At 48.8% G+C, this 26,888-nt stretch carries 23 protein-coding genes; 12 read left to right on the top strand and 11 right to left on the bottom strand.

Annotated features, from left to right (window positions below):
- Positions 1-300: 300 nt before the first annotated feature.
- Positions 301-3,270 (top strand): ribonuclease E, encoded by a 2,970-nt coding sequence (rne, locus tag ABD028_RS03225; protein ID WP_425542053.1) that lies wholly within the window; start codon positions 301-303, stop codon positions 3,268-3,270.
- Between the two features lie 147 nt (positions 3,271-3,417).
- On the opposite strand, the gene pyrF is transcribed toward rne, so the two are convergent.
- The 9 genes from pyrF to gyrA all read right to left on the bottom strand — a co-directional run bounded on the left by pyrF (position 3,418) and on the right by gyrA (position 13,817).
- Complete coding sequence (gene pyrF / locus ABD028_RS03220) at positions 3,418-4,113, bottom strand: orotidine-5'-phosphate decarboxylase (protein WP_102795309.1); 696 nt, start codon at positions 4,111-4,113, stop codon at positions 3,418-3,420.
- The gene (lapB, locus tag ABD028_RS03215; protein ID WP_102795308.1) at positions 4,114-5,283 is read right to left on the bottom strand and encodes a lipopolysaccharide assembly protein LapB; all 1,170 of its coding nucleotides are present in this window, start codon (positions 5,281-5,283) and stop codon (positions 4,114-4,116) included.
- Positions 5,284-5,288: 5 nt separating this feature from the next.
- Positions 5,289-5,543 (bottom strand): lipopolysaccharide assembly protein LapA domain-containing protein, encoded by a 255-nt coding sequence (locus tag ABD028_RS03210; protein WP_172449244.1) that lies wholly within the window; start codon positions 5,541-5,543, stop codon positions 5,289-5,291.
- Positions 5,544-5,694: 151 nt separating this feature from the next.
- The gene (gene ihfB, locus ABD028_RS03205; RefSeq protein WP_102795306.1) at positions 5,695-5,985 is read right to left on the bottom strand and encodes an integration host factor subunit beta; all 291 of its coding nucleotides are present in this window, start codon (positions 5,983-5,985) and stop codon (positions 5,695-5,697) included.
- A 73-nt stretch (positions 5,986-6,058) separates the two neighbouring features.
- The gene (gene rpsA / locus ABD028_RS03200; RefSeq protein WP_102795305.1) at positions 6,059-7,732 is read right to left on the bottom strand and encodes a 30S ribosomal protein S1; all 1,674 of its coding nucleotides are present in this window, start codon (positions 7,730-7,732) and stop codon (positions 6,059-6,061) included.
- 96 nt (positions 7,733-7,828) lie between these two features.
- Positions 7,829-8,509 carry a (d)CMP kinase gene (gene cmk, locus ABD028_RS03195; RefSeq protein WP_102795304.1) on the bottom strand — a complete coding sequence of 227 codons (681 nt, stop codon included), beginning with the start codon at positions 8,507-8,509 and terminating at the stop codon, positions 7,829-7,831.
- Between the two features lie 156 nt (positions 8,510-8,665).
- On the bottom strand, positions 8,666-9,949 hold the full coding sequence (aroA, locus tag ABD028_RS03190) for a 3-phosphoshikimate 1-carboxyvinyltransferase (RefSeq protein ID WP_343841673.1): 1,284 nt from the start codon (positions 9,947-9,949) through the stop codon (positions 8,666-8,668).
- On the bottom strand, positions 9,949-11,034 hold the full coding sequence (gene serC / locus ABD028_RS03185) for a 3-phosphoserine/phosphohydroxythreonine transaminase (protein WP_343841671.1): 1,086 nt from the start codon (positions 11,032-11,034) through the stop codon (positions 9,949-9,951). Before serC ends, aroA begins: the two co-directional genes overlap by 1 nt.
- A gap of 107 nt (positions 11,035-11,141) precedes the next feature.
- Positions 11,142-13,817, bottom strand: a complete 2,676-nt coding sequence (gyrA, locus tag ABD028_RS03180) for a DNA topoisomerase (ATP-hydrolyzing) subunit A (RefSeq protein WP_102795301.1) — start codon at positions 13,815-13,817, stop codon at positions 11,142-11,144.
- Between the two features lie 268 nt (positions 13,818-14,085).
- Here gyrA and ubiG point away from each other — a divergent pair, with 268 nt between their 5' ends.
- The 5 genes from ubiG to yfaE all read left to right on the top strand — a co-directional run bounded on the left by ubiG (position 14,086) and on the right by yfaE (position 19,621).
- Positions 14,086-14,826 (top strand): bifunctional 2-polyprenyl-6-hydroxyphenol methylase/3-demethylubiquinol 3-O-methyltransferase UbiG, encoded by a 741-nt coding sequence (ubiG, locus tag ABD028_RS03175; RefSeq protein ID WP_343841667.1) that lies wholly within the window; start codon positions 14,086-14,088, stop codon positions 14,824-14,826.
- On the top strand, positions 14,819-15,487 hold the full coding sequence (locus ABD028_RS03170) for an HAD family hydrolase (RefSeq protein WP_343841665.1): 669 nt from the start codon (positions 14,819-14,821) through the stop codon (positions 15,485-15,487). The genes ubiG and ABD028_RS03170 overlap by 8 nt, the downstream gene beginning before the upstream one ends.
- Before the next feature lie 348 nt (positions 15,488-15,835).
- Entirely contained in the window at positions 15,836-18,151 is a 2,316-nt protein-coding gene (gene nrdA, locus ABD028_RS03165) for a class 1a ribonucleoside-diphosphate reductase subunit alpha (RefSeq protein ID WP_343841663.1), read from the top strand.
- A 59-nt stretch (positions 18,152-18,210) separates the two neighbouring features.
- Complete coding sequence (gene nrdB / locus ABD028_RS03160) at positions 18,211-19,341, top strand: class Ia ribonucleoside-diphosphate reductase subunit beta (RefSeq protein WP_102795297.1); 1,131 nt, start codon at positions 18,211-18,213, stop codon at positions 19,339-19,341.
- Between the two features lie 16 nt (positions 19,342-19,357).
- Entirely contained in the window at positions 19,358-19,621 is a 264-nt protein-coding gene (gene yfaE, locus ABD028_RS03155) for a class I ribonucleotide reductase maintenance protein YfaE (RefSeq protein WP_343844006.1), read from the top strand.
- 22 nt (positions 19,622-19,643) lie between these two features.
- Here yfaE and ABD028_RS03150 read toward each other — a convergent pair whose 3' ends face one another.
- Both ABD028_RS03150 and ABD028_RS03145 read right to left on the bottom strand, forming a co-directional pair.
- Positions 19,644-20,438, bottom strand: coding sequence for a DUF2189 domain-containing protein (locus tag ABD028_RS03150; RefSeq protein WP_102795503.1), 795 nt, complete (start codon positions 20,436-20,438; stop codon positions 19,644-19,646).
- Between the two features lie 213 nt (positions 20,439-20,651).
- The gene (locus ABD028_RS03145) at positions 20,652-21,164 is read right to left on the bottom strand and encodes a hypothetical protein (protein WP_343841658.1); all 513 of its coding nucleotides are present in this window, start codon (positions 21,162-21,164) and stop codon (positions 20,652-20,654) included.
- A 200-nt stretch (positions 21,165-21,364) separates the two neighbouring features.
- On the opposite strand from ABD028_RS03145, the gene ABD028_RS03140 reads away from it, so the two are divergent.
- The 6 genes from ABD028_RS03140 (at position 21,365) to ABD028_RS03115 (ending at position 26,882) form a co-directional block, all read left to right on the top strand.
- The gene (locus ABD028_RS03140; RefSeq protein ID WP_102795294.1) at positions 21,365-22,591 is read left to right on the top strand and encodes a pyridoxal phosphate-dependent aminotransferase; all 1,227 of its coding nucleotides are present in this window, start codon (positions 21,365-21,367) and stop codon (positions 22,589-22,591) included.
- Positions 22,588-23,184, top strand: a complete 597-nt coding sequence (gene yfbR, locus ABD028_RS03135; RefSeq protein ID WP_343841656.1) for a 5'-deoxynucleotidase — start codon at positions 22,588-22,590, stop codon at positions 23,182-23,184. Before ABD028_RS03140 ends, yfbR begins: the two co-directional genes overlap by 4 nt.
- A 3-nt stretch (positions 23,185-23,187) precedes the next feature.
- Positions 23,188-24,465 (top strand): anti-phage deoxyguanosine triphosphatase, encoded by a 1,278-nt coding sequence (locus ABD028_RS03130; protein WP_343841654.1) that lies wholly within the window; start codon positions 23,188-23,190, stop codon positions 24,463-24,465.
- A gap of 109 nt (positions 24,466-24,574) precedes the next feature.
- Positions 24,575-24,958, top strand: a complete 384-nt coding sequence (locus tag ABD028_RS03125) for a hypothetical protein (RefSeq protein ID WP_146027107.1) — start codon at positions 24,575-24,577, stop codon at positions 24,956-24,958.
- Positions 24,952-25,464, top strand: a complete 513-nt coding sequence (locus ABD028_RS03120; protein WP_343841650.1) for a YchJ family protein — start codon at positions 24,952-24,954, stop codon at positions 25,462-25,464. Before ABD028_RS03125 ends, ABD028_RS03120 begins: the two co-directional genes overlap by 7 nt.
- Positions 25,465-25,796: 332 nt before the next feature.
- Complete coding sequence (locus tag ABD028_RS03115) at positions 25,797-26,882, top strand: efflux RND transporter periplasmic adaptor subunit (protein ID WP_102795288.1); 1,086 nt, start codon at positions 25,797-25,799, stop codon at positions 26,880-26,882.
- Positions 26,883-26,888 lie beyond the last annotated feature (6 nt).

The following is a 26,888-nucleotide window of genomic DNA, read 5'->3' as shown; positions in this document are numbered from 1 at the left end:
TGATGAGTAAGCGGACCTGTCCGGCACGAAGAGTGTAAAAGTTCGTGTTTAACGGATACGGAAGAACCTGGGCAAAGAAACAAATTTTTAAGATCCAGATTGCTATCGAAGCAAAGTATTAGACCAGTTTGAATGCCTGTCAGGCCAATATATCAGCCTGACAAGCCAGTCAGTTATTGAGAACATACACAATTTGATTTGGCTTGAGCCACCATCCAGTCGGGAGACTGTGCCTTTAAGAACTGGGGGTTCTTGTCTTTCGATAGTGATCGATACCTATCGAGTCACAAAATGAAAAGAATGTTGATTAACGCAACTCAACACGAGGAGTTGCGTGTTGCCCTGGTAGACGGGCAAAAGCTGTATGATTTGGATATTGAAAGTCCAGGACACGAACAAAAGAAAGCCAATATCTATAAAGGTCGCATCACCCGGGTAGAACCAAGCCTAGAGGCCGCCTTTGTCGATTATGGTGCAGAACGCCACGGTTTCCTTCCGCTAAAAGAAATTGCCCGCACCTACTTCCCAAAAGGTTACAACTTTGAAGGCCGTCCCAACATCAAAGATGCGATTAAGGAAGGCCAGGAAGTTATTGTACAAATAGATAAAGAAGAGCGTGGACAAAAAGGTGCTGCCTTAACGACTTTTATCAGTCTGGCTGGCAGCTACTTAGTGCTAATGCCAAATAACCCCAGAGCAGGTGGTATTTCCAGGCGTATTGAAGGCGATGAGCGTACCGATCTTAAACAGTCCCTGAATAAACTGGACTTGCCCGATGGTATGGGATTGATTGTGCGTACCGCAGGGGTAGGTAAATCTTTTGAAGAGCTGGAGTGGGACTTAGGCGTATTGCTGACCCATTGGCAAGCCATCGAAGAAGCGTCTAAATCCCGCCCTGCCCCATTCCTGATTCACCAGGAATCTAACGTTATCGTTCGGGCAATCCGGGATTACCTGCGTCGTGATATCGGAGAAATACTGATAGATGACCAGGGTATTTTTGATGAAGCCAAACAACACATTGAATTGGTTCGTCCAGACTTTTTGAATCGAATCAAGCTGTACAAAGGCGATGTACCGCTATTTAGTCATTATCAAATTGAAACCCAGATTGAATCAGCCTTCCAGCGTGAAGTACGGTTACCTTCTGGTGGTTCCATCGTTATTGACCAAACCGAAGCACTAACGTCGGTGGATATCAACTCATCCAGAGCAACCAAAGGTGGTGACATTGAGGAAACAGCCCTCAATACCAACCTGGAAGCTGCAGATGAGATTGCCAGACAGTTGCGCTTACGCGATCTGGGTGGTTTGTTCGTTATTGATTTTATCGACATGACACCGGTTCGTCATCAACGAGAGGTGGAAAAGCGTCTGGCCGACGCAGTCAAATCTGACCGTGCACGTGTCCAGTTAGGCCGTATCTCCCGTTTTGGCTTACTCGAAATGTCCCGTCAGCGTTTGCGCCCTTCCCTAGGTGAATCTGCGCACCATGTATGCCCGCGTTGTGATGGTGTAGGTACTGTGCGTGGCACGGAGTCGCTGGCGCTGTCTGTGCTTAGGATCATGGAAGAGGAGGCCATCAAGGACAACACCGGACAGATCGAAGCACAAGTTCCAGTTAGCGTAGCAACCTATTTGCTGAACGAAAAACGCAGTTCGGTGCGCAGTATCGAACAACGTCATCAGGTCAGTTTGCTGATCATTCCCAATCCTAATATGGAGACCCCACATTACCGCGTAACGCGGCACAGGGTTGATGATGTTATCAGTGATGTAAGTTACAACGTTACGTTGGATGAAGCCAAGAGCATTGACACTCCCAAAGTTGGGCAGGAACAACCCAGCCGAGAAGAGCCGGCCCTGAAGACATTGGTTGCCCCGCCTAAAGCAGCACCGGTCAGTAAAGTAACCGAGACACCAGCTCCGTCGTTGTTCGAAAAACTGGGCAATTGGTTTGCCAAGCTGTTTAAAACTGAACAGCCGCAAACGAAGCAGAACGAAAACAACAACCGCGGTAACCGCCAACAGCGTAACAGAAAGCCACGCCATGAGCGTGGAAATCGTCAGGATGACGGTCGCCGCGATAATAAGCGTGCCCGTCCGGATGATAAACGCGATGAGCGCCGTGAAGACCAGCGTAATCGTGATGATGCCCGCAAGGATAGCCGTCGTGACGAGCAACGCGATCAACGTAAGCAAGCTCGTGGTAATCGCAACAGAAATGACGAAACGGATACTCAGGCCTTAGAAAGTAAGCAAGGTAAAGAACAGCAAACACCTCGCCAGCCTAAGCAGGAGCAAATAGCAGAGCGCCGTCAACGTCGTGACAAACGTCGCTCAGTGCGAGTTCAGTCAACTGAAGGTCAGGATCTCGAACTGCAAGCCAACCAGCAGGTTGCACATGAGGTAGCAGTTACAGAAGAGGTGAAAGTCACTGAAACTGTTAAGCAGGAAGTTACTAAGTCCATTGCTAAGCAGCCAGAGCAAACTGAGGAAACTCAAGTAGAAGCGCAGGACAGGACAGAAAGTGACGAGTCCAAGGTAGATAAAGAATTAAATAAAGAGGAAGGAACTCGCAATCGCAGTCGCCGTTCTCCACGTCATATTCGTGCTGCCGGACAAAAACGTCGTAAAGAGCAGGACAGTGAAAGTGCGGCCCCCGAACAGGACCAGTTGGCACTTGAGGTGGAAGAGTCCGAAGTTGGAAACGACCTTAGTACTGATGTACAAAATAATGACGTTGAGACCAAAGCGAAAGCATCTGAGCAATCTGAATCAAACGCTGAGCATGATGCAGTTGATTCACAGCAGACAGATGAAGCCCATGTGGAAGAGGTAAAAAGTGAGAAGCCTAAACGCAGAACACGTCGTACCAAAGCACCGCAGCAGGTGGAAATTGCCTTAGAGGAAGGTCATGTTGATGACTCAGAGGCCAAAGCAGAATCGACTAAACCTGAAGTAAAAGAGTCTGCTGAAGTAGCTGAAGTAGCTGAAGTAGCTGAAGTAGCTGAAGTAAAAAATGTTAAACCTGTGACCCAGAAAGCCAAAGCGCTTACGCCGCTGGCTAAAGGGCCAAAGTTTCACTTTACCTCGTCGCCCATGGCTACGCCCGTGAGCCTGCCTGCAGAATTTACCGAAATTCAAATCCAGGCGCTGGCGGTAACAAACCGTCCTGAACTTAAAACCTCAGGTAAAGCGGCGGCACGCTCAAGCTTCAGTACGAAGGCAGATGCGCCGACAACTAAGCCCGAAAGCCTGGCTGACTGACCATTATCAGATTGCCGACGTGAGCTTGTAGCACGTCGGCATAACAAGTCAGCAAATAGCGATTCAGCTAAAGGTATCTAAACCAAACTAAAAAGCCGCTCATTGAAGCGGCTTTCTTATTTCGATTTGCAAACAGGGACAAGCTAACTAAGCAAGCGAGTGGTTAATGCTGTTAAGTGCTGTGACCGGATCGTTGGCCTGGGTGATAGGACGTCCGATCACCATATAGTCCACCCCTGCCTTGATGGCCTGCTCCGGGGTCATTACCCGGTGCTGATCCCCTATATCTGCTCCAGCCGGACGAATTCCCGGGGTGATTAACTTGAACTCACTGCCTAATGCTTGTTTCAACATCTGTGCTTCCTGAGCAGAGCACACCACGCCATCCAGCCCCGCATGCTTGGTCAGCTTAGCCAGATGCAATACCTGCTCTGCGGGGCTCTTATCTACCCCCGTTGCACGCAATTCAGTCTCAGACATACTGGTCAATACAGTTACCGCAATCAGCAACGGTCTTTCGTTGCCAAATTGTTCCAACGCCTGTCGACTGGTCTCCATCATTTTTGTACCACCACTGGCATGTAGATTAACCATCCACACACCAAGTTCTGCAGCGGCGACACAGGCCTTAGCGACAGTATTGGGAATATCATGGAACTTAAGATCCAGAAACACATCAAAATCGCGCTGAATCAACTGCTTAACAAAGTCCGGACCAAAATAGGTAAACATTTCTTTGCCGACTTTCAGGCGACAACTACCTGGATCTATCTGATCAACAAACTGAAGTGCATGCTTTTGATTGTCGAAATCCAGGGCAACGACAACTTTAGGATCTTTCATCTATTCTCCATCCAACCCTTTAATGGGTTTAACCAACCCCCACTTTTTACAGGAAGGGCATAACCAGTGCAATTGCCGCCCGGAAAAGCCACAGGCAGTACAGCGATACTTTGGTCTTTGCTTAATTTGTTCCTGCACCAGTTCCTGTAACATAGCTAAGCTGTCTCCAACCTGCTTCTCATTGCTATGCTGTTGATACAGATGCATTAATGTTTCAAAGCCTTTCATTGTGGGCTTCTTGCGCAGTTGCTGTAGCAGAAATTCGGCCGCCTGGATGCCCCTGCCCTGATTGGCCATTAATTTCACTTTGGCCAGATAGGCCGTCGCACATTGCTGGTGATATTCGTCCAAAAGCGACTCTAAAATACTGTTGTCTTGCAATTTGTCCGCGCATTCCTGCAACAACGGCACGGCTTCACTTAACCAGGTAACGTCTCTGACCGGAACCTGCTGCAGGTATTCCTGTGCCTGACGGTAATCTTGTTGTGCGATGGCCATCTGACCTAGCATCAACCAGGGACGCACCGCATGTTCATCAGACAGTACCGCCTTTTGCAGACTTTTCTCTGCTAATTCAAATTCTTGCTTCTTCAGATGAATTGCAGCCTGCTCACAATAGAAATGTGCGACCCGTTCACATAATTCCAGGCTGTCACCATGACAGTTGACCATGCGTTCTGCCAATTCTATGGCCCGGTCCCACTCTTTGGTATTCTGATAAATATTAAATAACTGCTGCTGAGCATCGAGAAAATACTTGTCACTGTCCAGCAACTGTAAAAATACCGCTTCAGCCCTTTCCAAAAAGCCCGCCAACATATAATCCCGACCTAGTTCTTTCAGGGCTTGTTGCTTTAGCGAGTCATTCACCTGCTCTTTGTCGACCAGGTTTTGATGGATACGTATCGCTCTGTCCAATTCCCCACGATGACGAAAAAAATTGCCCATAGCAATGTGCGTTTCCACCGTATCACTGTCAACGTTAATCATTTTGATCAGGGTATCAACAGCTTTATCGGGCTGATCAGACAGCAGGAAATTCAGCCCTTTATAATAATGTTTGGAAAGAATACTGGATTGCTTACGTTGCGCTTGACGAAGGCTGTTGCGGCCCATTATCCATCCATAACCGGCTGCGACAGGGAGCAGAAGAAAAAGCAGCTCTAACATGGAGTTCAGCTATCTCTTGGCTTGGTGGCCTGACTATTACGCTGACGACCACGCCAACGGAATCCGATAAACCAGAGAACACAAAGCAGCAAACAAGATAACGCCCCGGCAACAAACATGACCGCCATCAAACTAGACAGCCGCAGCTGTGACTGCGCAATAAGATAATTAACCTGAACAAGTTGATCATTTTGTGCGCCAATGGCCAGGGCCAGCAGAAACAGTGCCAATGCCAATAGCAGGCTCAAAATCAGTTTCAAGTCGCTCTCCCAAGCAATGAATTGGACCATTGTAATAGATAAGGGACCGCTGTGAACAGTCTTAACATGCCCATTTGGGACAAAGGAATAGTATGCAGGTGGCTGATACGACAAGACAAAAAAGGCATCCGATGTGGATGCCTTTACATAATCAGTGAGTCATCCCGTCATTCACCCTTTCACGCAACTCCTTGCCAGGTTTGAAATGGGGGACGTATTTACCGTCCAGCTTTACCGTTTCACCTGTCTTGGGATTACGTCCAACCCTGGGAGCACGATAATGCAGTGAAAAACTGCCGAATCCGCGGATCTCGATACGCTCCCCTTTTTGCAGGGTCTGCGCCATCTGTTCCAGCATTTCTTTTATCGCCGCTTCCATTTCCTTGGCGGGAATGTGACGGGCCTTATCAGCAAGTCTGTCGATTAGTTCCGATTTGGTCATATTAACCTCGTGATCATGGACAAATCATACAGTTACCGATCTGTTGAGGAGGCCAGTCGGCCTCCCCGACTCCTTACTCTTCGCCTTTCGCTGCTTTGAAAGCTTCAGCCATAGCGTTGACGAAACCAGTTTCTTCCTGCTGGTTTACTTTGTCGATCGCTTCTTTCTCTTCCGCTTCGTCTTTCGCCTTCACAGACAGATTCACGATACGGTTCTTACGATCAACACCAACATACTTGGCTTCGATTTCTTCGCCGACCTTGACGACTTCAGAAGCATCTTCAACGCGGTCGCGCATCAGATCAGTGGCACGAATGTAACCTTCAACTTCTTCGGCCAGCTCAACAGTCACGCCTTTAGCGTCAACAGCGGTAACCTTACCGACAACGATAGCACCTTTCTTGTTATCTGTCAGATACTTATTGAAAGGATCTTCTTCGATTTGCTTCACGCCCAGGCTGATACGCTCACGCTCAGGGTCGACTTGCAGTACAACTGCAGAGATCTCGTCACCTTTCTTGTAATCGCGTACGGCTTCTTCGCCAGCTTTATTCCAAGAAATATCAGACAAGTGAACCAGACCGTCAATGCCGCCGTCCAGACCAATAAAGATACCGAAATCAGTGATTGACTTGATCTTACCAGTGACTTTGTCACCCTTGTTGTGAGTCTTGGCAAACTCTTCCCAAGGATTGGCTTTACACTGTTTCAGACCCAGAGAGATACGACGACGCTCTTCGTCGATTTCCAGTACCATCACTTCAACCACATCACCCAGGTTAACAACCTTAGATGGGTGGATGTTTTTGTTGGTCCAATCCATTTCAGAAACGTGTACCAGACCTTCAACGCCATCTTCGATTTCTACGAAGCAGCCGTAGTCAGTCAGGTTAGTCACCTGGCCAGACAGTCTAGTGCCTTCTGGGTAACGCTGAGCGATTTCGCTCCAAGGATCGCTGCCCATTTGCTTCATGCCAAGCGATACGCGAGACTTCTCACGGTCGAACTTCAGAACTTTAACCTGAATTTCGTCACCAACATTGACGATTTCACTTGGGTGCTTAACACGCTTCCAAGCCATATCAGTGATGTGCAGCAGGCCGTCAACACCGCCCAGATCTACGAATGCACCGTAGTCAGTCAGGTTCTTAACGATACCTTTCACTTCCAAACCTTCTTCCAGGTTGGCCAGCAACTGTTCGCGCTCTGCACTGTTTTCAGCTTCGATAACGGCGCGACGTGATACCACTACGTTGTTACGCTTGGCATCCAGTTTGATAACTTTGAATTCCAGCTCTTTGCCTTCCAGGTGAATAGTGTCACGCACTGGACGTACATCAACCAAAGAACCAGGTAAGAAAGCGCGTACAGAGTTAACTTCAACCGTAAAGCCACCTTTGACTTTACCATTGATGATACCCTTAATGGTCGCTTTCTCTTCGTATGCTTTTTCCAACTCAACCCAGGCTTCATGACGCTTGGCTTTTTCACGGGACAGGATGGTTTCACCGAAGCCATCTTCCACAGCGTCCAGTGCTACATCCACAGTGTCGCCTACTGCGATTTCCAGTACGCCTTCAGCATTTTTGAACTGTTCGGCAGGGATGGCACTTTCAGACTTGAGACCCGCATCAACCAGAACGATGTCTTTATCGATGGCAACAACAGTACCTTTAACGATAGCGCCTGGGCGAGTTTCAAGCTGTTTTAAACTTTCTTCGAAAAGTTGAGCAAAATTTTCAGTCATAGTGTGATTATTCAAGTATTGACATCCACTCAGCAGTCCCGCTAATGTGGGGTTGTTCCAATTGGCTCGCAGCATCCTTACTTTCGAGCAGTTTCATCAATTATTTTGCAATCTGTCTTCAACAAATTGCATAACGGTTTCAAGCACTTGGGTGATACTCAACTGCGTTGAGTCCAACACCAATGCATCCTCTGCCGGTACCAGTGGCGCAACCGAACGATTAATGTCTCGTTCATCACGCGCCTGTATATCGGTCAAAAGGCGCTCAATGCTAACATCGAGCCCCTTATCTTTCAACTGCTTATAACGGCGCATCGCCCGCTCTTCAGCGCTGGCAGTAAGGAAGATTTTTGCTTGTGCACCGGGGAAAACCACGGTGCCCATATCTCTTCCGTCGGCGACCAACCCGGGTTCTTCCCGAAACGCTCGCTGCCTTCTGAGTAAGGCTTCACGAATCCTCGGCAGTGACGCCACCTGAGAAGCAACGGCACCGACTTCTTCGGTACGAATACTTTCCGTGACATCTTCGCCTTCGAGGATAATTCTTGTCCCACCAGATTGCGTTTCAAAGCTAACGTCCAGACTGGACGCCAATGGCACCAGCCCCATCTCGTCCAATGCATCAATTTGATGATGCAGAGACGCTACGGCCAATACACGATATATGGCACCGCTATCAAGAAAATGCCAGCCCAGCTTTTCAGCCAACATGGCGCTGATGGTGCCCTTTCCTGCTCCACTCGGTCCGTCGATGGTAATGACAGGCGCTACTTGCATCGCTTCTCCAAAACTGTCTTCATATAAAAAAACGCGCGCAATTATACGCTTTAGGCAGGGATAAGCAACGAAAGCCCTATACCGGCGGAGGGACTTAAGCTTAGTGTAGCCCTGCAACCTGCGCCAATATAAGGGCCTGCTGCCCTATGTGTTGGATTAACGATGGCTGATATCCGCCAAACGCAAAAAATAATCCGGGAATGTCTTAGCCGTGCAACCTGGGTCATTAATAACAACCTGGGTATCGCCAAGCGCCACCAGAGAGAAGCACATTGCCATGCGGTGATCATTGTAGGTATCAATGGCAGCTCGCTGCAATTTTGCCGGTGGTGTGACTTCAATAAAGTCATCGCCTTCCACAACATGCGCCCCTACTTTACGAAGCTCCGTTGCCATAGCATGCAAGCGATCGGTTTCTTTCACCCGCCAATTGTAAATATTGCGAATGGCCGTTGTACCTTTTGCAAAGAGTGCGGTGGTGGCAATCGTCATGGCGGCGTCGGGAATATGGTTCATATCCATATCCACCGCGTTAAGTGGCCTTCCTTCCACTTCAACGAAGTCGGCTCCCCAGTTGACTTTTGCTCCCATAGCTTGCAGTACCAGGGCAAAGTCTTTATCCCCCTGAATACTATTTCTGCCAATGCCGGTCACCCTGACTGTACCGCCTTTAATTGCAGCAGCAGCCAGGAAATATGATGCAGATGATGCATCCCCTTCCACCAGAAAGGAACCGGGGGAACGATAATGCTGCCCGGCGGTCACTACAAATTTCTGATATTGATGGTTTTCCACCATGACACCAAACTTGGCCATGGTATCCAGAGTGATATCAATATAGGGTTTTGATACCAGCTCACCAACAATTTCAATCTGTGTATCACCATCAAACAGCGGTGCTGCCATTAGCACGGCGGTTAAGAATTGGCTGGATACACTGCCATCCACCTGAATGGTACCACCGGATAACCTTTGGCCTTTAATCAGCAGTGGCGGAAACCCTTGGTTCTTCAGATACTGAATATCTGCCCCAGCTTGTCTGAGGGCATCAACCAGAGCTCCGATAGGACGCTCTTCCATGCGTGGTTCACCAGTCAGTTCAAACTCACCCTGAGAGAGCGCCAGCGCGGCACACAAAGGACGCATGGCCGTACCGGCATTACCCAAAAATAATGTCTGCCTGGCCGCCACCTTAAAAGCCTGCCCCAGTCCATCCACCGTGCAGCGGGTTTTATCTGCACTCAATTGGTAGCTCACCCCAAGTTGAGTTAAGGCACTGAGCATATGCCGGATATCTTCACTGTCCAGTAAATTGGTCAGCTCGGTTCTGCCTTGCGCCATCGCCGCCAATAGCAAAGCGCGATTCGACAGGCTTTTGGAGCCGGGCAGGTTCACCTCTCCATCAATACGACTGATAGGTTCCAGTACAAGTTGTTCCATTAACCCTTTCTCCTGGCAAAGTCAGCCATAAAGTCAACCAAAGCTTTTACCCCTTCAATGGGCATAGCGTTATAAATACTGGCGCGCATGCCCCCGACACTGCGATGTCCTGCCAACGCTTTAAATCCTGCCTGTTCAGATTCCATCAGGAATACTTTGTCCAGCGCCGAATTTGCCAGTTGAAAAGGCACATTCATACGTGACCGGAATGCAGGTGCAATGCGGTTATGATAAAAATCACTGCTATCAATATAGCTATACAGCAGCGCGGCCTTATCGGCATTGCGCTTCGCCATGGACTCCACCCCTCCCTGCGCTTTGAGCCATTTAAACACCAGCCCGGCCAGATACCATGCGTAAGTAGGTGGCGTATTAAACATAGAGCCCTGCTGCGCCAGGATGTTGTAGTCCAGAATCGAAGGAGTGTGAGTCATAGATTGGTTCAGCAAGTCGTCCCGCACAATCACCACTGACAAACCCGATGGACCAATATTTTTCTGTGCGCCAGCGTAAATCACACCAAAACGCGACACATCAACAGGTTTAGACAAGATATTGGATGACATATCAGCAACCAAAGGGACCGCGCCAATATCCGGGATGTCTGACATTTCGACACCATCCACGGTCTCATTGGGACAATAATGCAAATAGGCTGCCTCGGGATTTAAATGCCACTCTTCTTGTCCCGGAACAACTAAAAGCCCGTCCTCCCTGCGGCTGCTGGCCACCACATTGGCCTTAAGGTAACGTTTGGCTTCATCCACTGCTGCGGATGACCAGGAACCACTGACCAGATAATCGGCCTGATCTCGTTGGCCACCTAAATTCAGTGGCACGGCCGAAAACTGTCCCCGTCCTCCACCATGGGTAAAAAGCACTTTGTAATTAGCCGGCACGCTCAGAAGTTCCCGCAAATCCGCTTCGGCTTGCTCTGTCACCTGAATAAATTCCTTACTGCGATGACTAAGCTCCATTACTGAGCATCCCTGCCCCTGCCAATCGACAAATTCAGCCTGCGCCTGCTGCATTACCTCCACCGGTAACATGGCGGGACCAGCACAAAAGTTATACACCTTATTCATTTTTACACTCTTCAAAAGCAAACGAGCGGCTTAAGGTTTATCTCAGGCCGCTCGTCGCTGTACAGACTATAAGAGACATTGCTGTCTCTCGACTGGATTTCTGTCGTTTATTCGTCGTCGCCCGGCACCTGGCCTTCGTCCGAACTTGCCTGTAACGCGGGTTCTTGCCCGTCTTCTAGCATATAGTCGTCTTCAGCTTCCACCTCTTCGATGCGCTGCAGTCCAACTACATGTTCATTTTCTGTGGTGCGGATCAAGCGAACACCCTGAGTGTTTCGGCCAATAACCGATACTTCACTCACACGAGTGCGTACCAGCGTGCCCTGATCACTGATAAGCATGATTTCATCATTCTCATCGACCTGAACAGCGCCTACCACAGCGCCATTACGCTCGGATACTTTGATAGATACCACACCTTGCGTGGCACGGCTCTTAGCCGGGTAATCCTCCAGCGGCGTACGCTTGCCGAAACCATTTTCGGTAACGGTCAGTATCGCGCCATCCCCTTGTGGAACAATCAAGGACACCACTCTTTGCTCATCCTGCAAACGGATACCGCGCACACCCGTGGCCGTGCGGCCCATGGGACGTAGTGACAGCATCTCTTCACCGGTTTCTGGATCAAGTTTCACTTCACCGGTTTCTGCGTCGCGCTGTTTCTCATTAAAACGCACAACCTTACCCGCATCAGAGAACAGCATGATGTCGCTTTGACCGTCGGTTAGCGCAACACCAATCAGCTCATCACCATCATTAAGATTCACAGCGATAATACCGTTGGCTCTCGGGCGTGAATACTGAGTCAAGTCAGTTTTCTTCACCGTACCAAATGCGGTCGCCATCAATACAAATTTGTCTTCCACAAATTCTGCAATCGGCAGCATGGCGGTAATCCGCTCACCTTCTTCCAAAGGTAGTATATTGACAATAGGTCGACCTCTGGCGTTGCGGCTGGCCAGCGGCAACTGATAGGTCTTAATCCAGTACAGTCGGCCGCGGGTAGAAAAGCACAGAATATAATCATGGGTATTGGCAACCAGCAGCTTCTCAATAAAGTCCTCGTCCTTCATTTTGGTGGCTGACTTACCTTTACCACCACGGCGCTGGGCTTCGTATTCCTTGAGTTTCTGGTACTTAACATAGCCTTCGTGTGACAGAGTGACGACCACGTCTTCCTGCTCAATCAAATCTTCTATATCAATATCGTGGCTGGCCGCAGTGATTTCAGTACGACGCTCATCACCGTACTCGGCCTGGATTTTCTCCAGTTCTTCACGAATCACTTCCATCAAGCGCTCTGGACTGGCCAGGATATGCATCAGCTCTGCAATCAGCTCCAGCAGTTCTTTGTATTCAGCCAGAATCTTGTCATGTTCAAGGCCTGTCAGCTTGTGCAGGCGCAGGTCCAAAATGGCCTGAGCTTGCGCTTCGGTGAGATAGTATTTGCCGTCGCGGATGCCAAATTGCGGCTCCAACCAGTCTGGGCGCGCTGCATCGACACCGGCTCTTTCCAGCATGTCAGACACATCACCCAACAACCAGCCTTGTGCCACCAAACCGGCCTTGGCTTCGGCCGGGCTGGGTGAAGCCTTGATCAGTTCAATGATCGGGTCAATGTTGGCCAGCGCCACGGCCAGGCCTTCCAGGATGTGCGCGCGGTCACGAGCCTTACGAAGTTCAAATACGGTTCTGCGTGTCACCACTTCGCGGCGGTGCAACACAAAGGCTTCAAGCATTTCTTTTAAGTTGAAGACTTTTGGCTGGTTGTTATCCAGCGCCACCATATTAATACCAAACACCGTTTGTAATTGGGTTTGGGCATACAAATGGTTGAGCAATACTTCGGCAGATTCGTTACGTTTCACTTCGATAACGATGCGCATACCGTCTTTGTCAGATTCATCACGTAGCGCAGAGATGCCCTCAACTTTCTTTTCTTTAACCAGCTCGGCAATCTTCTCGATTAATCTGGCTTTGTTAACCTGATAAGGAATTTCGCTGACGATAATGGTTTCTTTACCGTTATCTTCTGTCTCGATGTCAGCTTTGGCACGCAGATAAATCTTTCCGCGCCCCGTGCGGTAGGCTTCTTCTATTCCCTTACGGCCGCTAATCATTGCCGCTGTAGGGAAGTCCGGCCCAGGAATAAACTCAATCAGTTCTTCAATACTGATGTCAGGGTTGTTGATCAGCGCAATACAGCCGCTGATCACCTCAGTCAGGTTATGCGGGGGAATATTGGTGGCCATGCCCACGGCAATACCAGAAGAACCATTTACCAACAGGTTAGGCACTTTGGTAGGCAGTACTTCGGGTATTTGTTCCGTGCCATCATAGTTAGGCACAAAATTAACCGTTTCTTTTTCCAGGTCAGCCAACAGCTCATGGGCAATTTTGGCCATACGTACTTCGGTATAACGCATCGCAGCTGCAGAATCGCCATCGACCGAACCGAAGTTACCTTGTCCATCAACCAGCATATAACGTAATGAGAAGGGCTGGGCCATCCTGACGATGGTGTCATACACGGCAGAATCACCATGCGGGTGGTACTTACCTATGACATCACCCACCACACGGGCAGATTTTTTGTAGGGCTTGTTGAAGTCGTTCTTCAACTCGTTCATCGCAAACAGCACACGCCTGTGTACCGGTTTGAGGCCGTCGCGCACATCTGGCAGGGCACGGCCCACAATGACGCTCATGGCATAATCAAGGTATGAGTTTTTCAACTCTTCCTCAATATTAATGGGGAGAATTTCTTTGGCGCGGTCGGTCATATACAGCCCTGTTCCCTTCTTTAATCTACGTCTTCCCATTCGGGTTTACACTGAACATCAAAAAATCAGTCAGAACCCGGGAATTCAAGCTTTATTAGAGGTTTATTAACCGCACAATCCTACCACTTAAATAAACAAATAAACAGCCGCAGCTTGCTCATATAAACGGCATTCGCACCAGCCTGAGGCCATTGTTATAAAACAGCGTTGGTGTTCGGCAATGAGCTGATTATACTAGGCCGCAGTTTTTCAAAACAAAGCCATACTCATGTCACAAACACTCATCCAGCAAAACCACCACGACAATGTAGATGAACAGGAAATTGCCAAGTTTTCTGCCCTGGCCAGTCGATGGTGGGATCTGGAGGGTGAATTTAAACCTCTGCACCAAATCAATCCCTTGCGTCTGGATTTTATCGCCCAGCATTGCCAGGGATTGTTTGGCAAGAAAGCCTTGGATGTCGGCTGTGGCGGAGGCATATTAGCAGAAAGTATGGCCAAAATGGGGGCCGACGTAACAGGCATTGATATGGCCAAAGACTCCCTGGAAGTGGCCAGATTACATGGTCTGGAGTCTGGCATTAATGTGAACTACCAGCTAATTACGGTGGAGGCGTTCAGCGAGGCCCAGGCTGGACAGTTTGATGTCGTGACTTGTATGGAGATGCTGGAACATGTACCCGACCCAGAATCCATCGTGCGTGCTTGCGCTAAACTGGTTAAGCCAGGTGGACAGGTGTTCTTCTCGACCTTGAACCGCAACCTTAAATCCTACTTAATGGCCATTGTGGGAGCTGAATACATGCTGGGGCTGGTACCCAAAGGCACGCATCAACACAGTAAATTCATCCGCCCTTCTGAACTGATGCAATGGATAGATAACACCCATCTGCTGTGCCGTCATATTCAAGGACTGCACCTTAATCCACTCAGCGGTCAGTACTATTTATCTAATAGCAATGTGGATGTTAATTACCTGCTGCATTGTCACCGGCCGGAAAATGACTAAGCCACGGGCAGGATTGCTGTTTGATCTGGACGGTACTCTGCTGGATACCGCCAGAGATATGGGCAACGCATTAAATATGTTGCTTGCCGAAGAAGGTCGCGCCCAGCAAAGCTATCAGTCATATCGACCTATCGCTTCTCATGGCGCTATGGGCATGCTGAAATTAGGTTTCGCGATTTGTCGCAATGATGGCGACTTCGAAGCACTACGCCAACGCTTTTTGCACCATTACCGTAACACTTTGTGCCAACATACCTGTTTGTTTGAAGGCATTGAGCCACTGCTATTGTGGCTTAATGATAACAATATCCCCTGGGGCATTGTGACCAACAAGCCAACACACCTGACACTGCCCCTGTTAGAACAGTTTCCACTTTTACAAAAAGCCGCGGCACTGGTATGTGGGGATACGCTGACAGATAGAAAACCCAGCCCCAAACCGCTCTTCCATGCTGCCAATCAACTAAACCTGGCGTTGCCGCATAGCTGGTATGTGGGTGACGCAGAACGTGACATGCTGGCAGCCAGATCAGCCGGTATGCAGGCTATACTGGCCGAATATGGTTATATCTGCCCCAGTGAACAACCGCAACATTGGCAGGTAGACCAACGCATTGCTCACCCAGTTGAAATATCCAACAGGTTCAAACACAAGATCTAGTATTTTTTGTGCAACACAAACACCATATGTCGTTAAATAATAACAACACCGCATTTAAGAAATAAAAAATTTATCTGCCTTAAAATGATCTAAATATTCCTTGCATTCCTATCACCGAAGTCTTGATAGTGACTCTTCGGTGAGTCGACACTAACCTCATTATCCAGTGCCTTCTGTTCGGCCATTAAACCACCAGATATTGGGTTGCATAAAGGCTAAAACCTCACTATCTTGTGCCAAAGCGAACATCTTGCTAAGGCAAAGATTCGCAGTTTTTCTGTCCTGCAGGCAAGGGCTTGTTTGCAGGCAATTTGCGCTAATTTTGATAACAATAAGACGGCTATCGGCATGAACAATACGCTTCTCGTTACCAAACGCTCCGGCGAAAAAGAGCCTATCGATCTCGACAAGATCCATAAAGTCATTACCTGGGCTGCCAAGGGCCTGAACAATGTATCTGTGTCCCAGGTAGAGATAAAGGCTCACATCCAGTTTTACGACGGCATCAAAACCTCTGATATCCACGAGACTTTGATTAAATCTGCCGCAGACCTAATCTCCAAGGACAGTCCGGATTATCAATACCTGGCCGCCCGACTGGCCATTTTCCATTTGCGTAAAAAAGCGTACGGACAGTTTGAGCCGCCGACTTTATACAGCCATGTTGCACGCATGGTGGACATGGGCAAGTACGATAAGCATCTACTGGAAGACTACAGCCAGGCTGAATTTGAACAAATGGACGCCTATCTTGATCACTGGCGTGATATGGATTTCAGCTATGCTGCCGTGAAGCAACTGGAAGGTAAGTATCTGGTTCAAAACCGGGTTACTGGCGAGATTTATGAAAGCGCGCAGTTCCTGTATATGCTGGTTGCCGCCTGCTTGTTTGCCAATTATCCAAAACAAACACGCATGGATTATATCCAGCGTTTTTATGATGCCGTCTCCAAATTTAAGATTTCGTTGCCGACCCCTATCATGTCCGGGGTGCGCACGCCGACGCGTCAGTTCAGCTCCTGCGTATTAATCGAGTGTGGCGACAGCCTGGATTCTATCAACGCCACCGCCAGCGCCATTGTTAAGTATGTGAGCCAACGTGCAGGCATTGGCATTAATGCCGGCCGTATTCGTGCTTTGGGGAGCCCCATCCGGGGTGGCGAAGCCTTCCACACCGGTTGTTTGCCGTTCTATAAATATTTCCAGACCGCGGTAAAGAGTTGCTCGCAAGGCGGTGTGCGTGGTGGTGCAGCAACCTTGTTCTACCCGTTGTGGCATCTGGAAGTAGAGTCCCTGCTGGTTTTGAAAAATAACCGTGGTGTGGAAGAAAACCGAGTCCGTCACCTGGACTATGGAGTGCAGTTTAACAAGCTGATGTATCAGCGCCTGATTAAAGATGAGCACATCACCCTGTTCAGCCCCTCGGATGTACCGGGCTTGTATGATGCTTTCTTTGCTGATCAGGACAAGTTTGAAGCGCTTTATACCCAGTACGAGCAGGACCCCGCCATACGTAAGAAGCAGATCAAAGCCATCGAGCTTTTCAGTCTGTTTATGCAAGAGCGTGCCAGTACTGGCCGCATCTATCTGCAAAACGTTGACCACTGCAATACCCACAGCCCATTTGACCCGGCCGTGGCCCCGGTACGTCAAAGCAATTTGTGTCTTGAAATCGCCCTGCCAACCAAGCCATTGGAGCATGTGAACGACGAAAATGGCGAAATTGCGCTATGTACCCTGTCGGCCTTTAATCTGGGTGCCATCGAAAACCTGGATGAGCTGGGTGAGCTATCGGATTTAGCCGTACGCGCACTGGACAGTTTGCTGGATTATCAGGACTACCCAGTACCTGCAGCGTATAACGCCACCATGGGCCGCCGTACACTGGGTGTAGGGGTCATCAACTTTGCCTACTATCTGGCCAAGCACGGAGTGCGATATTCCGACGGTAGCGCCAATGGCCTTGTGCACAGAGCTTTTGAAGCGATTCAGTACTACCTGCTTAAGGCTTCAGTGGGACTGGCGAAGGAAAAAGGCGCATGTCCGAAGTTTAACGAAACCACTTATGCCAAAGGCATCCTGCCCATCGACAGCTACAAAAAGGATTTGGATGCAGTGTGCAATGAGCCGCTGCAATACGACTGGGAAGCGCTGCGTGCCGATATCAAGGAGTTCGGTCTGCGTAACAGCACATTGTCAGCCCTGATGCCGTCTGAGACTTCTTCGCAGATTTCCAATGCGACGAACGGCATTGAGCCGCCTCGTGGTCATATCAGCGTTAAATCCAGTAAAGACGGTGTACTTAAGCAAGTGGTACCGGAATACGAACGCTTGCGTGAACAGTATGAGCTGCTATGGGACATCCCCTCTAACGACGGTTATTTGCAACTGGTCGCCATTATGCAGAAATTTGTCGATCAAACCATCTCTGCCAATACCAGCTATGACCCAGGCAAATACGAAGGTGGCAAAGTTCCAATGAAACTGTTGCTTAAAGATCTTCTTACTGCTTACAAACTGGGGGTTAAGACGCTTTACTATCATAATACCCGTGATGGTGCTGCAGACACCCAGGAAGAGCTGACTGTCAGCAAACGGCAACCTGTAGTGGAAGCCGTGGTCGAAGAAGATGACGACTGCGCCGGCGGCGCCTGCAAAATATAATCATAATAGGCCGGTCCCAGACCGGCCTTTGCGCTAAACAACCGTTGAAACTTGAGCCAATGAAATACACCACCTTTAACCAGCAAAGTACCAATCCCCTTGTCGAGCCGATGTTTTTTGGCAATCCGGTGAATGTGGCGCGCTACGACCAGCAAAAACACCAGATCTTCGAAAAATTGATTGAGAAACAAATCAGCTTTTTCTGGCGTCCGGAAGAAGTGGACGTCAGCAAAGACAGGGTGGATTTCCAGAAGCTCAGCGAGCCGGAAAAGCATATTTTCATCTCCAACCTTAAATACCAGACCCTGTTGGATTCGGTGCAAGGTCGCAGCCCGAATATTGCGTTTTTGCCTATCGTCTCGTTACCAGAGTTGGAAACCTGGGTTGAAACCTGGTCTTTTTTTGAGACCATTCATTCACGCTCTTATACCCATATATTGCGTAACCTGTTTGCCGACCCCAGTGCCGTGTTTGAGGACATCGTGCTGAATGAGGAAATCAAACGTCGGGCAACCGATATATCCAAATACTATGATGATCTGATCTTTGCCACTCAGGTCTGGCAAACCCAGGGCGAAGGTGTGCATTTGGTAGATGGCCAGACGGTGACCATTAACCAGCGCGAATTAAAGAAGAAGTTATTCCTGTGTATGAATTCGGTCAATGCATTGGAAGCTATCCGCTTTTACGTGTCTTTCGCCTGCACTTTTGCCTTCGCCGAGCGGGAGCTGATGGAAGGCAACTCGAAGATCATCCGCCTGATTGCCAGAGACGAAGCGCTGCACTTAAGTTCAACCCAGCACATTCTGAATCTGTGGGCTAAGGGCAAAGACGACCCGGAAATGGCCAGCATTGCCGAAGAGTGCCACGACGAGGCCAGGGCAATCTTTATGAATGCGGTGGAGCAGGAGAAACAGTGGGCAACCTATCTGTTCCAGCATGGTTCCATGATTGGCCTGAATAAAGATATTCTTTGTCAGTATGTGGAGTTTATTGCCAACCATCGTATGGCCGCTATTGGTCTGGATACACCATTTGAAGTGAAGTCCAACCCCCTGCCCTGGATGAACAATTACCTTAATTCAGATAACGTGCAAGTGGCGCCTCAGGAATCAGAAATCAGTTCATATTTGGTTGGACAAATCGACTCGGAAGTCAGCGGCGATGACTTCGGAGATTTCGACCTCTGATGTTCTGCCAATGAAAATGGACGATCTGTATATAATCCATTTGGATGATCAGACCCGCCTGGCGTGCCTTAAAGACAAAACGCTGTTAGAGAGTCTTGAAGCTCATCAGGTGGAGGTTCATTTTCAATGCCGAGAAGGCTTCTGCGGCGCATGTCGTACTAAATTGATTGAAGGCCAGGTGGATTATCTTACCGATCCCCTGGCCTTTATTGATGACGATGAAATACTGCCTTGCTGCTGCGTGGCTAAATCCGACCTAAAACTGAAACTAGGCGGGTGATTGGCCAGTGCACAGTGCTGCCTTATTCGTAATGGCGCTCTCGCTTTAACTCAATACTATCGATATAACCATGCCAGGTAGCGTAGCCAATCAGCGGCATTAAAATCACAAAAGCGGCAAAACCGGTCACAAAACCTATGCCAACCGCTGTGGCGATAATCAACCCCCAAATCATCATTGGCAACTTGTTGGTCCAGACTACATTCATGCTGGTCAGTACCGCAGATGCCAGGTCTATGCGCCTTTCCATCAGCACGGGTTGGGTAAATACGCTGATAAAAAAAACCAGCATGGTAAAGCCTGCTCCCACCACGGTACCTAAGGCTAGAAAAGGTAACAGGTTTTCCAGATTGTCCTCCAGATAAGGGGGATACAGAGCATGAATAATAGATGCCACCCTGAGCCAGAAGATCATCAGTACCAGCAGCAAGATACCAAACGCCCATTCATTCACAGCGTTACGCTTGATGGCTTTAATGCTGTGCCACAGGGACGGTTTATGGCCCTTCTCAAGCTCCCAACTGACATCATATAAACCTGCCGCCAGAAAGGGACCAATCAGCATAAAGCATACGATGGACGGCAGTATCACCAGGTGCCAGCCAGTCAGGTTGACCAAATAAGTAATCAGCCAGGGAATGGCTGCAAAGATCAATCCGTAGAATGCGGTGAGTAACGGTGCCCTGACCAAATCCCGCCAGCCCAGGGCCAGCCATTTGAGCGGGTCGCCCAAATCCAGTTCTTTACAAGGAATGACCCTGGCAATACCACTGTCGGTAATCGCATTGTGGGGAGTTTCTTTAAATGAATGAGACATAACACCTCCGGGGATGGCTTATTCTTCTGCGCACAAAGTGGACCTGACGTTAATAATCAGCGAGCGGCCCATCTTTAGCTTACGCAGACATAATCCAATCTGCCCGTAGTTATAAAAAACTAGTCTTAGAAAATATTTTTTAGAACTTATACCTATGAGAAATGTTGACGTCTTGAGGGTTGCTTCTATCAAGCTCAACCTGCTTCCGACATCTTATATTAAGGCTGGGCGCCAGCTTATCTGGCGTGCATAGTGGCGGGTCAGGTTTTGATTCAACTCACTAAATAAGGTGATGTGCTCAGCCAAAGGATCACAGCACGACAGCACAAAGCGGTGGCAGTTGTTACGCAAAAGATGATAGTCAGCATACTCAAATACTCTGGCAACGGCTCTGCTGGCGATTTGTTCGTCTCCTAACACAGTGCCATCGTCAGCGCAGGCTACGTAAATCAGGTCACCACTGCGATTTTCTAAAAAACGCTGGGGTGAAATAGCCCTTACCAGGCCGTTACCATTTAGTTCGATGATGCTGCCATCCATCCAGATACCGGTGTGGTCAAAAATACCGAAGACGCCGCAGCACACCACCGCGCCGTTTTGGGGTATCACCGTCTCGGTAAAATCACCAGGATGGTGCAGTACTGATTGCTGTGACGCTTTATGCAAACTCCGCCCGGCCGCCAGCGCTCCAAGTCCGAGACCAAGCCAAACCAAAGGTATCGGCATACTTATACTCCCAGTGCCTGAACAAGCTTTTCAGATAATAATTATCAGGCTGTGGCGATTTCGCCAATCGCGGCAATGTAAAGGGATGTGTCATAACCCCAAGGTCAGGATATTTTTAGCAAAATATCTCCTTAGCCATGCAGACAAGACGGTGGCGACTGTATTACCCTGTAGGGCCGTTTTTCAAACCCCAGCAGTGCATGAAACAGATTGTAAAATCCAGCAAACTCAACGACGTATGTTATGACATCCGCGGCCCCGTATTGGCCGAGGCAAAAAGGCTGGAGGATGAGGGACACAGGGTGTTAAAGCTGAATATCGGCAACCCTGCGCCCTTCGGCTTTGAAGCGCCGGACGATATTCTTAAAGACGTCATCCACAATTTACCTACGGCACAGGGTTATGCCGATGCTAAAGGCCTATATTCTGCCCGCGTGGCGGTGATGCAGTATTATCAGCAGCAGAATATCAAAAACATTGATATTGAAGATGTGTTTATCGGTAATGGCGTCAGCGAACTGATTGTGATGGCCATGCAGGCTTTGCTGAATGTCGGCGATGAAGTTCTGCTGCCTTCTCCGGATTATCCACTTTGGACGGCCGCTGTAACGCTTTCTTCCGGCACACCAGTGCATTATCGCTGCGACGAGCAGGCCGGCTGGTTTCCGGATATTCAGGATATAAAGAGTAAAATCACACCGAACACCCGGGCTATCGTCATGATCAACCCGAATAATCCTACCGGTGCGGTATACAGCAAAGAACTGCTGCTGGAGGTGATTGAACTGGCCCGTACACACGGTCTGGTGATTTTCAGCGACGAGATCTATGACAAGATCCTTTACGACGAAGCCAGACATACCTGTATTGCCTCCCTAGCGGATGATTTATTGTTTGTGACCTTCAGTGGCCTGTCGAAAAATTACCGGGTGGCCGGTTTTCGCGCCGGCTGGATGCTGTTAAGTGGCAATAAAAAGCTCGGGCGCAGTTATATGGAAGGCCTGAACTTGCTGGCCTCTATGCGGATGTGTGCCAATGTGCCGTGCCAGCACGCCATACAAACTGCCCTTGGCGGATATCAGAGTATTAATGATCTGGTACAAGCCGACGGCCGTTTACGTTTGCAAAGGGACACGGCCTGGCGCTTACTGGAGCAGATCCCCGGCATCTCCTGTGTAAAACCCAAGGGGGCCATGTACTGCTTCGCCAGGGTGGATGCCACACGTTTTAATATCAGCAATGATGAATTGATGATTCTTGACCTGCTGCGCCAGGAAAAAGTATTGCTGGTGCACGGCAGTGCTTTTAACCTTAAAGAGGGCTGCTACTTCCGGCTGGTCTTTTTACCTCACGCCGACCAGTTGCAAACGGCCCTTGGCAAGGTGGAACGCTTCTTCGCCGGCTATCGTCAGGAAAATGGTCAATGAGTGTGCCGCAAAGTCACTTCTTCGCCCATTTGGCGCGTATGAAACTGATTAACCGCTGGCCGCTGATGCGCAATGTCAGTACCGAAAATGTGCAGGAGCACAGCTTGCAGGTGGCCATGGTTGCCCACGCCCTGGCCATGATCCGCAATAAGTATTACGGCGGCCAGTTAGACCCTTTTCGCATTGCCACCCTGGCCATGTTCCACGATGTATCGGAAGTTCTGACCGGCGACTTACCTACCCCGGTGAAATATTATAATCCGGCGATTCAGCAGGAATACAAAAAGATTGAGCAAATCGCCGAGCAAAAGCTGATAGAAATGGCCCCCGATGCATTCCGGCAGGATTACGCGCAGTTAATTGACGGGCAATATCACACCGACGACGAGCGATTTATTATTAAGGCCGCCGATATTATTTGCGCCTACCTTAAAACCCTTGAAGAACTATCCGCCGGCAACCATGAGTTTGAACTGGCAAAACGGCGATTGGATAAAATCCTACAGGAATATCAATCAGAGGAAGTTAATTATTTCCTTGAGGCCTATGTACCCAGTTTCTCTTTGAGTCTGGACGAAATCACGCAGGAGTAATCTATGTCCCCCTGGCTTGCAAGACAGCAGATGCAACCCGAACGACAGGGGGACCACCGCTCAGCCTTCCAGCGCGATAAAGCCCGGGTGTTGCACTCCGCCGCCTTTCGCCGTTTGCAGGCCAAAACGCAGGTACTTGGCGTGGGTGTGAATGATTTTCATCGCACCCGCTTAACACATTCGCTGGAGGCCGCACAAATTGGCCATGGCATTGCATCCCAACTGCGGCAGAAGTACCCACAGCAAAGTCATGCGTTGGACCTTAACGATAATCTGATCGAAACACTCTGTCTGGCCCATGATATAGGTCACCCGCCCTTCGGCCACGGGGGCGAAATGGCACTGAACTATATGATGCGCAAGCATGGGGGTTTTGAAGGCAATGGGCAGACTTTTCGCATTGTCACCAAGCTTGAGCCCTATACACCCGACGCAGGTATGAACTTATGCCGCCGAACTTTGTTGGGCCTGGTGAAATACCCGAACTATCAAAGTCAGTTATTAATCACCCGTCCGACAACAGAGCGTTTACAGGATTGGCAACCGGCTAAAGGTTTGTTTGATGACGACAAAGACGTATTTGACTGGTTGCTGTCACCATTGGAAGCCGAAGACAAAGCGCTATTTTGTAGCTTTGCCCCACACAATGCGCAGCTTGCCAAAACCCGTTTTAAGTCCTTTGATTGCTCTATTATGGAGCTTGCCGACGACATTGCTTATAGCATTCACGATCTGGAAGATGCCATAGTGACAGGTATTGTCAGCCAGGATAGTTTTATTGAAGAAGTCGCCAACCCCATCAGCCAACTCGACATTGTCTGGCTTAGCCAGAACATACAGCACCTTGCGATCAAATTGTTCAGCCAGGCCCACTATGATCGTAAAGACGCCATTGGTGCTCTGGTTAACGCCTTTATTACTGCCGTTGAAATTGGCACTACGGATAACCAATTCAAACACCCTTTACTCGCCAATAACGCCCAGCTTCCATCTGGCTTTAGTCAGGCTCTGGACGAATTTAAAGCTTATGTATACCGGCGGGTAATTCGGCAGAGCGACGTACAGCGTATGGAGTTTAAAGGCCAGCAACTGGTGATAGCCTTATTTGAAGCATTCAGTTCCGACCCTATGCGTTTGTTACCGGAAAACACCAAGCAGCGCTGGCTGAAAGGACAGGCTCAGGGGCAGGAACAACGGGTTATCGCTGATTATATCTCAGGGATGACGGACGAATTTGCTTCCAGACTGTATCGACAGTTATTCCTGCCTCACAGGCACTAAATGCAGAAGACACGCCTTCTCTGAAAATTGTTTAAAAAAAACACTTGCATGTTCATTTATACAGTACTACTGTTTGCACAACCACTGTATAAATAAACAAGGTTTTGTTATGGCCGTTAACGCATTGCTTCCGTCTCGCCACCAACCAGGCTTAATGGAATTGTCCATTTACCAGGGGTCGCAACTTCGCAGTCTGATGCAACACTTTACGCAACAGAATAAATGGATTTATTTGCTGGCCAACAACCTGCGATTTAAACGGACAGAACACCATAGCCAGCAGTTACCTCGTCCTGAAGCAGAACAGACTCTGGAATGGCTGGAAAAGCTGATGAGTGCCGGAAAAACCTGCGCACTGTTTGTAGAAGAGTTAGTACTGGATGAATTAAACCGTAAGCGCCTGGAACAGCTCTGTCGTCAGTTTGGCGTTACAGTGGTAAGCTTAAGTAAAGAAAAAGGCCTGGACAACAATCTTGTCTTTGGGCCATGGTAATGGGCTTACTGCTGCCGATCTCGACTTTTTCCATGACAACACTTTGTTATTGCGATAGTAAACTTGCCTTTGTACGCTGCTGTGAGCCACTGCTTAAAGGTAAGCTTTTGGCCCAAAACGCAGAGGCCTTGATGCGCTCACGTTATTGCGCCTATGTATTGGGTGATTTCCAATATATATTGGACACTTATAGCCAGGCTAAACGCCGGGACTTGTCTTTGGCAGTGTTGCAACAAGATGCCAATGAAACACAATGGCTGGCATTGCAGGTAGAGTCTCATCAGCTAACCGAGCCAGGGGCCACCGTACAATTTAGTGCCTTTTATCGTTACGATGGCCAATTGTATAAACTACATGAGCTATCCCGCTTTATTATTGAAGAAGGTCATTGGCGTTATGTGGATGGGCAGATGTTAGATGACTGTGGCAAACTCAGGTTAGGTCGGAATGACAGCTGTTTTTGCGGTAGTAATAAAAAGTTTAAGCAATGCTGCGGTAAAAATTGATCTGCTACTTTTGTATTCCCCCTCCCTTTCAAGCCTACCCGCATGGTTCTCTTTTCAAACAACCTCAGCACACTTACTTACAAATTTCATCTCGATAGCCTTTGCTAAACCACTAACATTAAGTGATCAGGGTTGACGCAACATTAACTTTTGACACAAGTAACCAACAATTGGTCGAAATCGCCAACTTATACGCAAACCAACAAACCTCGAACATAAGGACAAAGACATCTATTTGTTTTTATTGAACTTATTACACTGGCACGGTGAGTGCTTCATAGTGCAATAACACAGGACATTGTGACCACACGATAAACTTCCGGGGAAAATCCATGCAATCCAGGTTCGTAAAAACACTCATCGCCAGTTCCATATTCGCTGCCAGCGCTCTGTTAAGTGGCTGTGGCGGTGCCGAAGCAACCGTTGATAGCGCGCAAAAAAAAGCCGAGGTTATCGCCATTCCGGTTGAAGTCGCCGCATTGAGTCAGGGAGATATTTCTTCTAATTACGCCACCACAGCCATTCTCGAAGCCAAAGAAGAAGCGTTTGTGGTAGCCAGAGCATCCGGCATTATTCATGAGATCCTGGTGGAAGAAGGCGATTATGTGGAAAAAGGCCAGGTTCTGGCCAGATTGGAAACCGAACGCTATATCCTTAACCTCAGACGCGCAGAAGCCAATCTGACCGGAATAGAAAAGGAACTGAATAAAGTTCGTGACATGTACGCCAAGAAATTGGTCAGCGATGATGCATTTGACAAACTCAGCGCCTCTTATGATGCAGCCAAAGCGGAGTTGGAGCTCGCTAAGCTGGACCTGGCAGAAACCACCATCAAAGCGCCTATTGCCGGTTTTATCGCCGAACGTAATGCCAAAGTAGGTAACCTGACAGAGTCATTCCAGCGTGAACGCATGTTCCATATTGTGCAACAGAAACAACTTTACGGTGTTGTGCACCTGCCTGAAAAAGAGCTGTCCAAAGTGCATGTCGACCAAGCTGCACAGTTGGATATTACCGCAGCCAATGACAACCAGGTGAAGGCCTTTGTGGAACGCATCAGCCCGGTTATAGATGCCAAAACCGGTACTTTCAAAGTTACCTTGCGTGTACCCAATGAAGATAACCGCTTAAAAACCGGGATGTTTGCTCAGGTGAAGCTCAACTACGACACGCATCAAAATGCCACTCTTCTACCGCGTCAGGCCATTATCAATATTGACGATACAAGCAGCGTATTTGTGGTTCGCGATGGTGTGGCAGAAAAAATCAAGGTGCAAACCGGCTATACCGAAGGCGATAAGGTGGAAGTGCTTAACGGGCTCTCTGGCACCGAACAGGTGGTCGTCACAGGCCATCACAATTTAAAAGACAAGGCACCAGTAGAAATCGTCAATACCCTCGAACTGGCCAAGCGCTAAGCAGAA

It is taken from the genome of Bowmanella denitrificans, assembly GCF_039522935.1.
Taxonomy (GTDB): Bacteria; Pseudomonadota; Gammaproteobacteria; order Enterobacterales; family Alteromonadaceae; genus Bowmanella; species Bowmanella denitrificans.
Note: the sequence above shows the minus strand (reverse complement) of the source record. Positions and strands in the feature narration are given on the sequence as shown.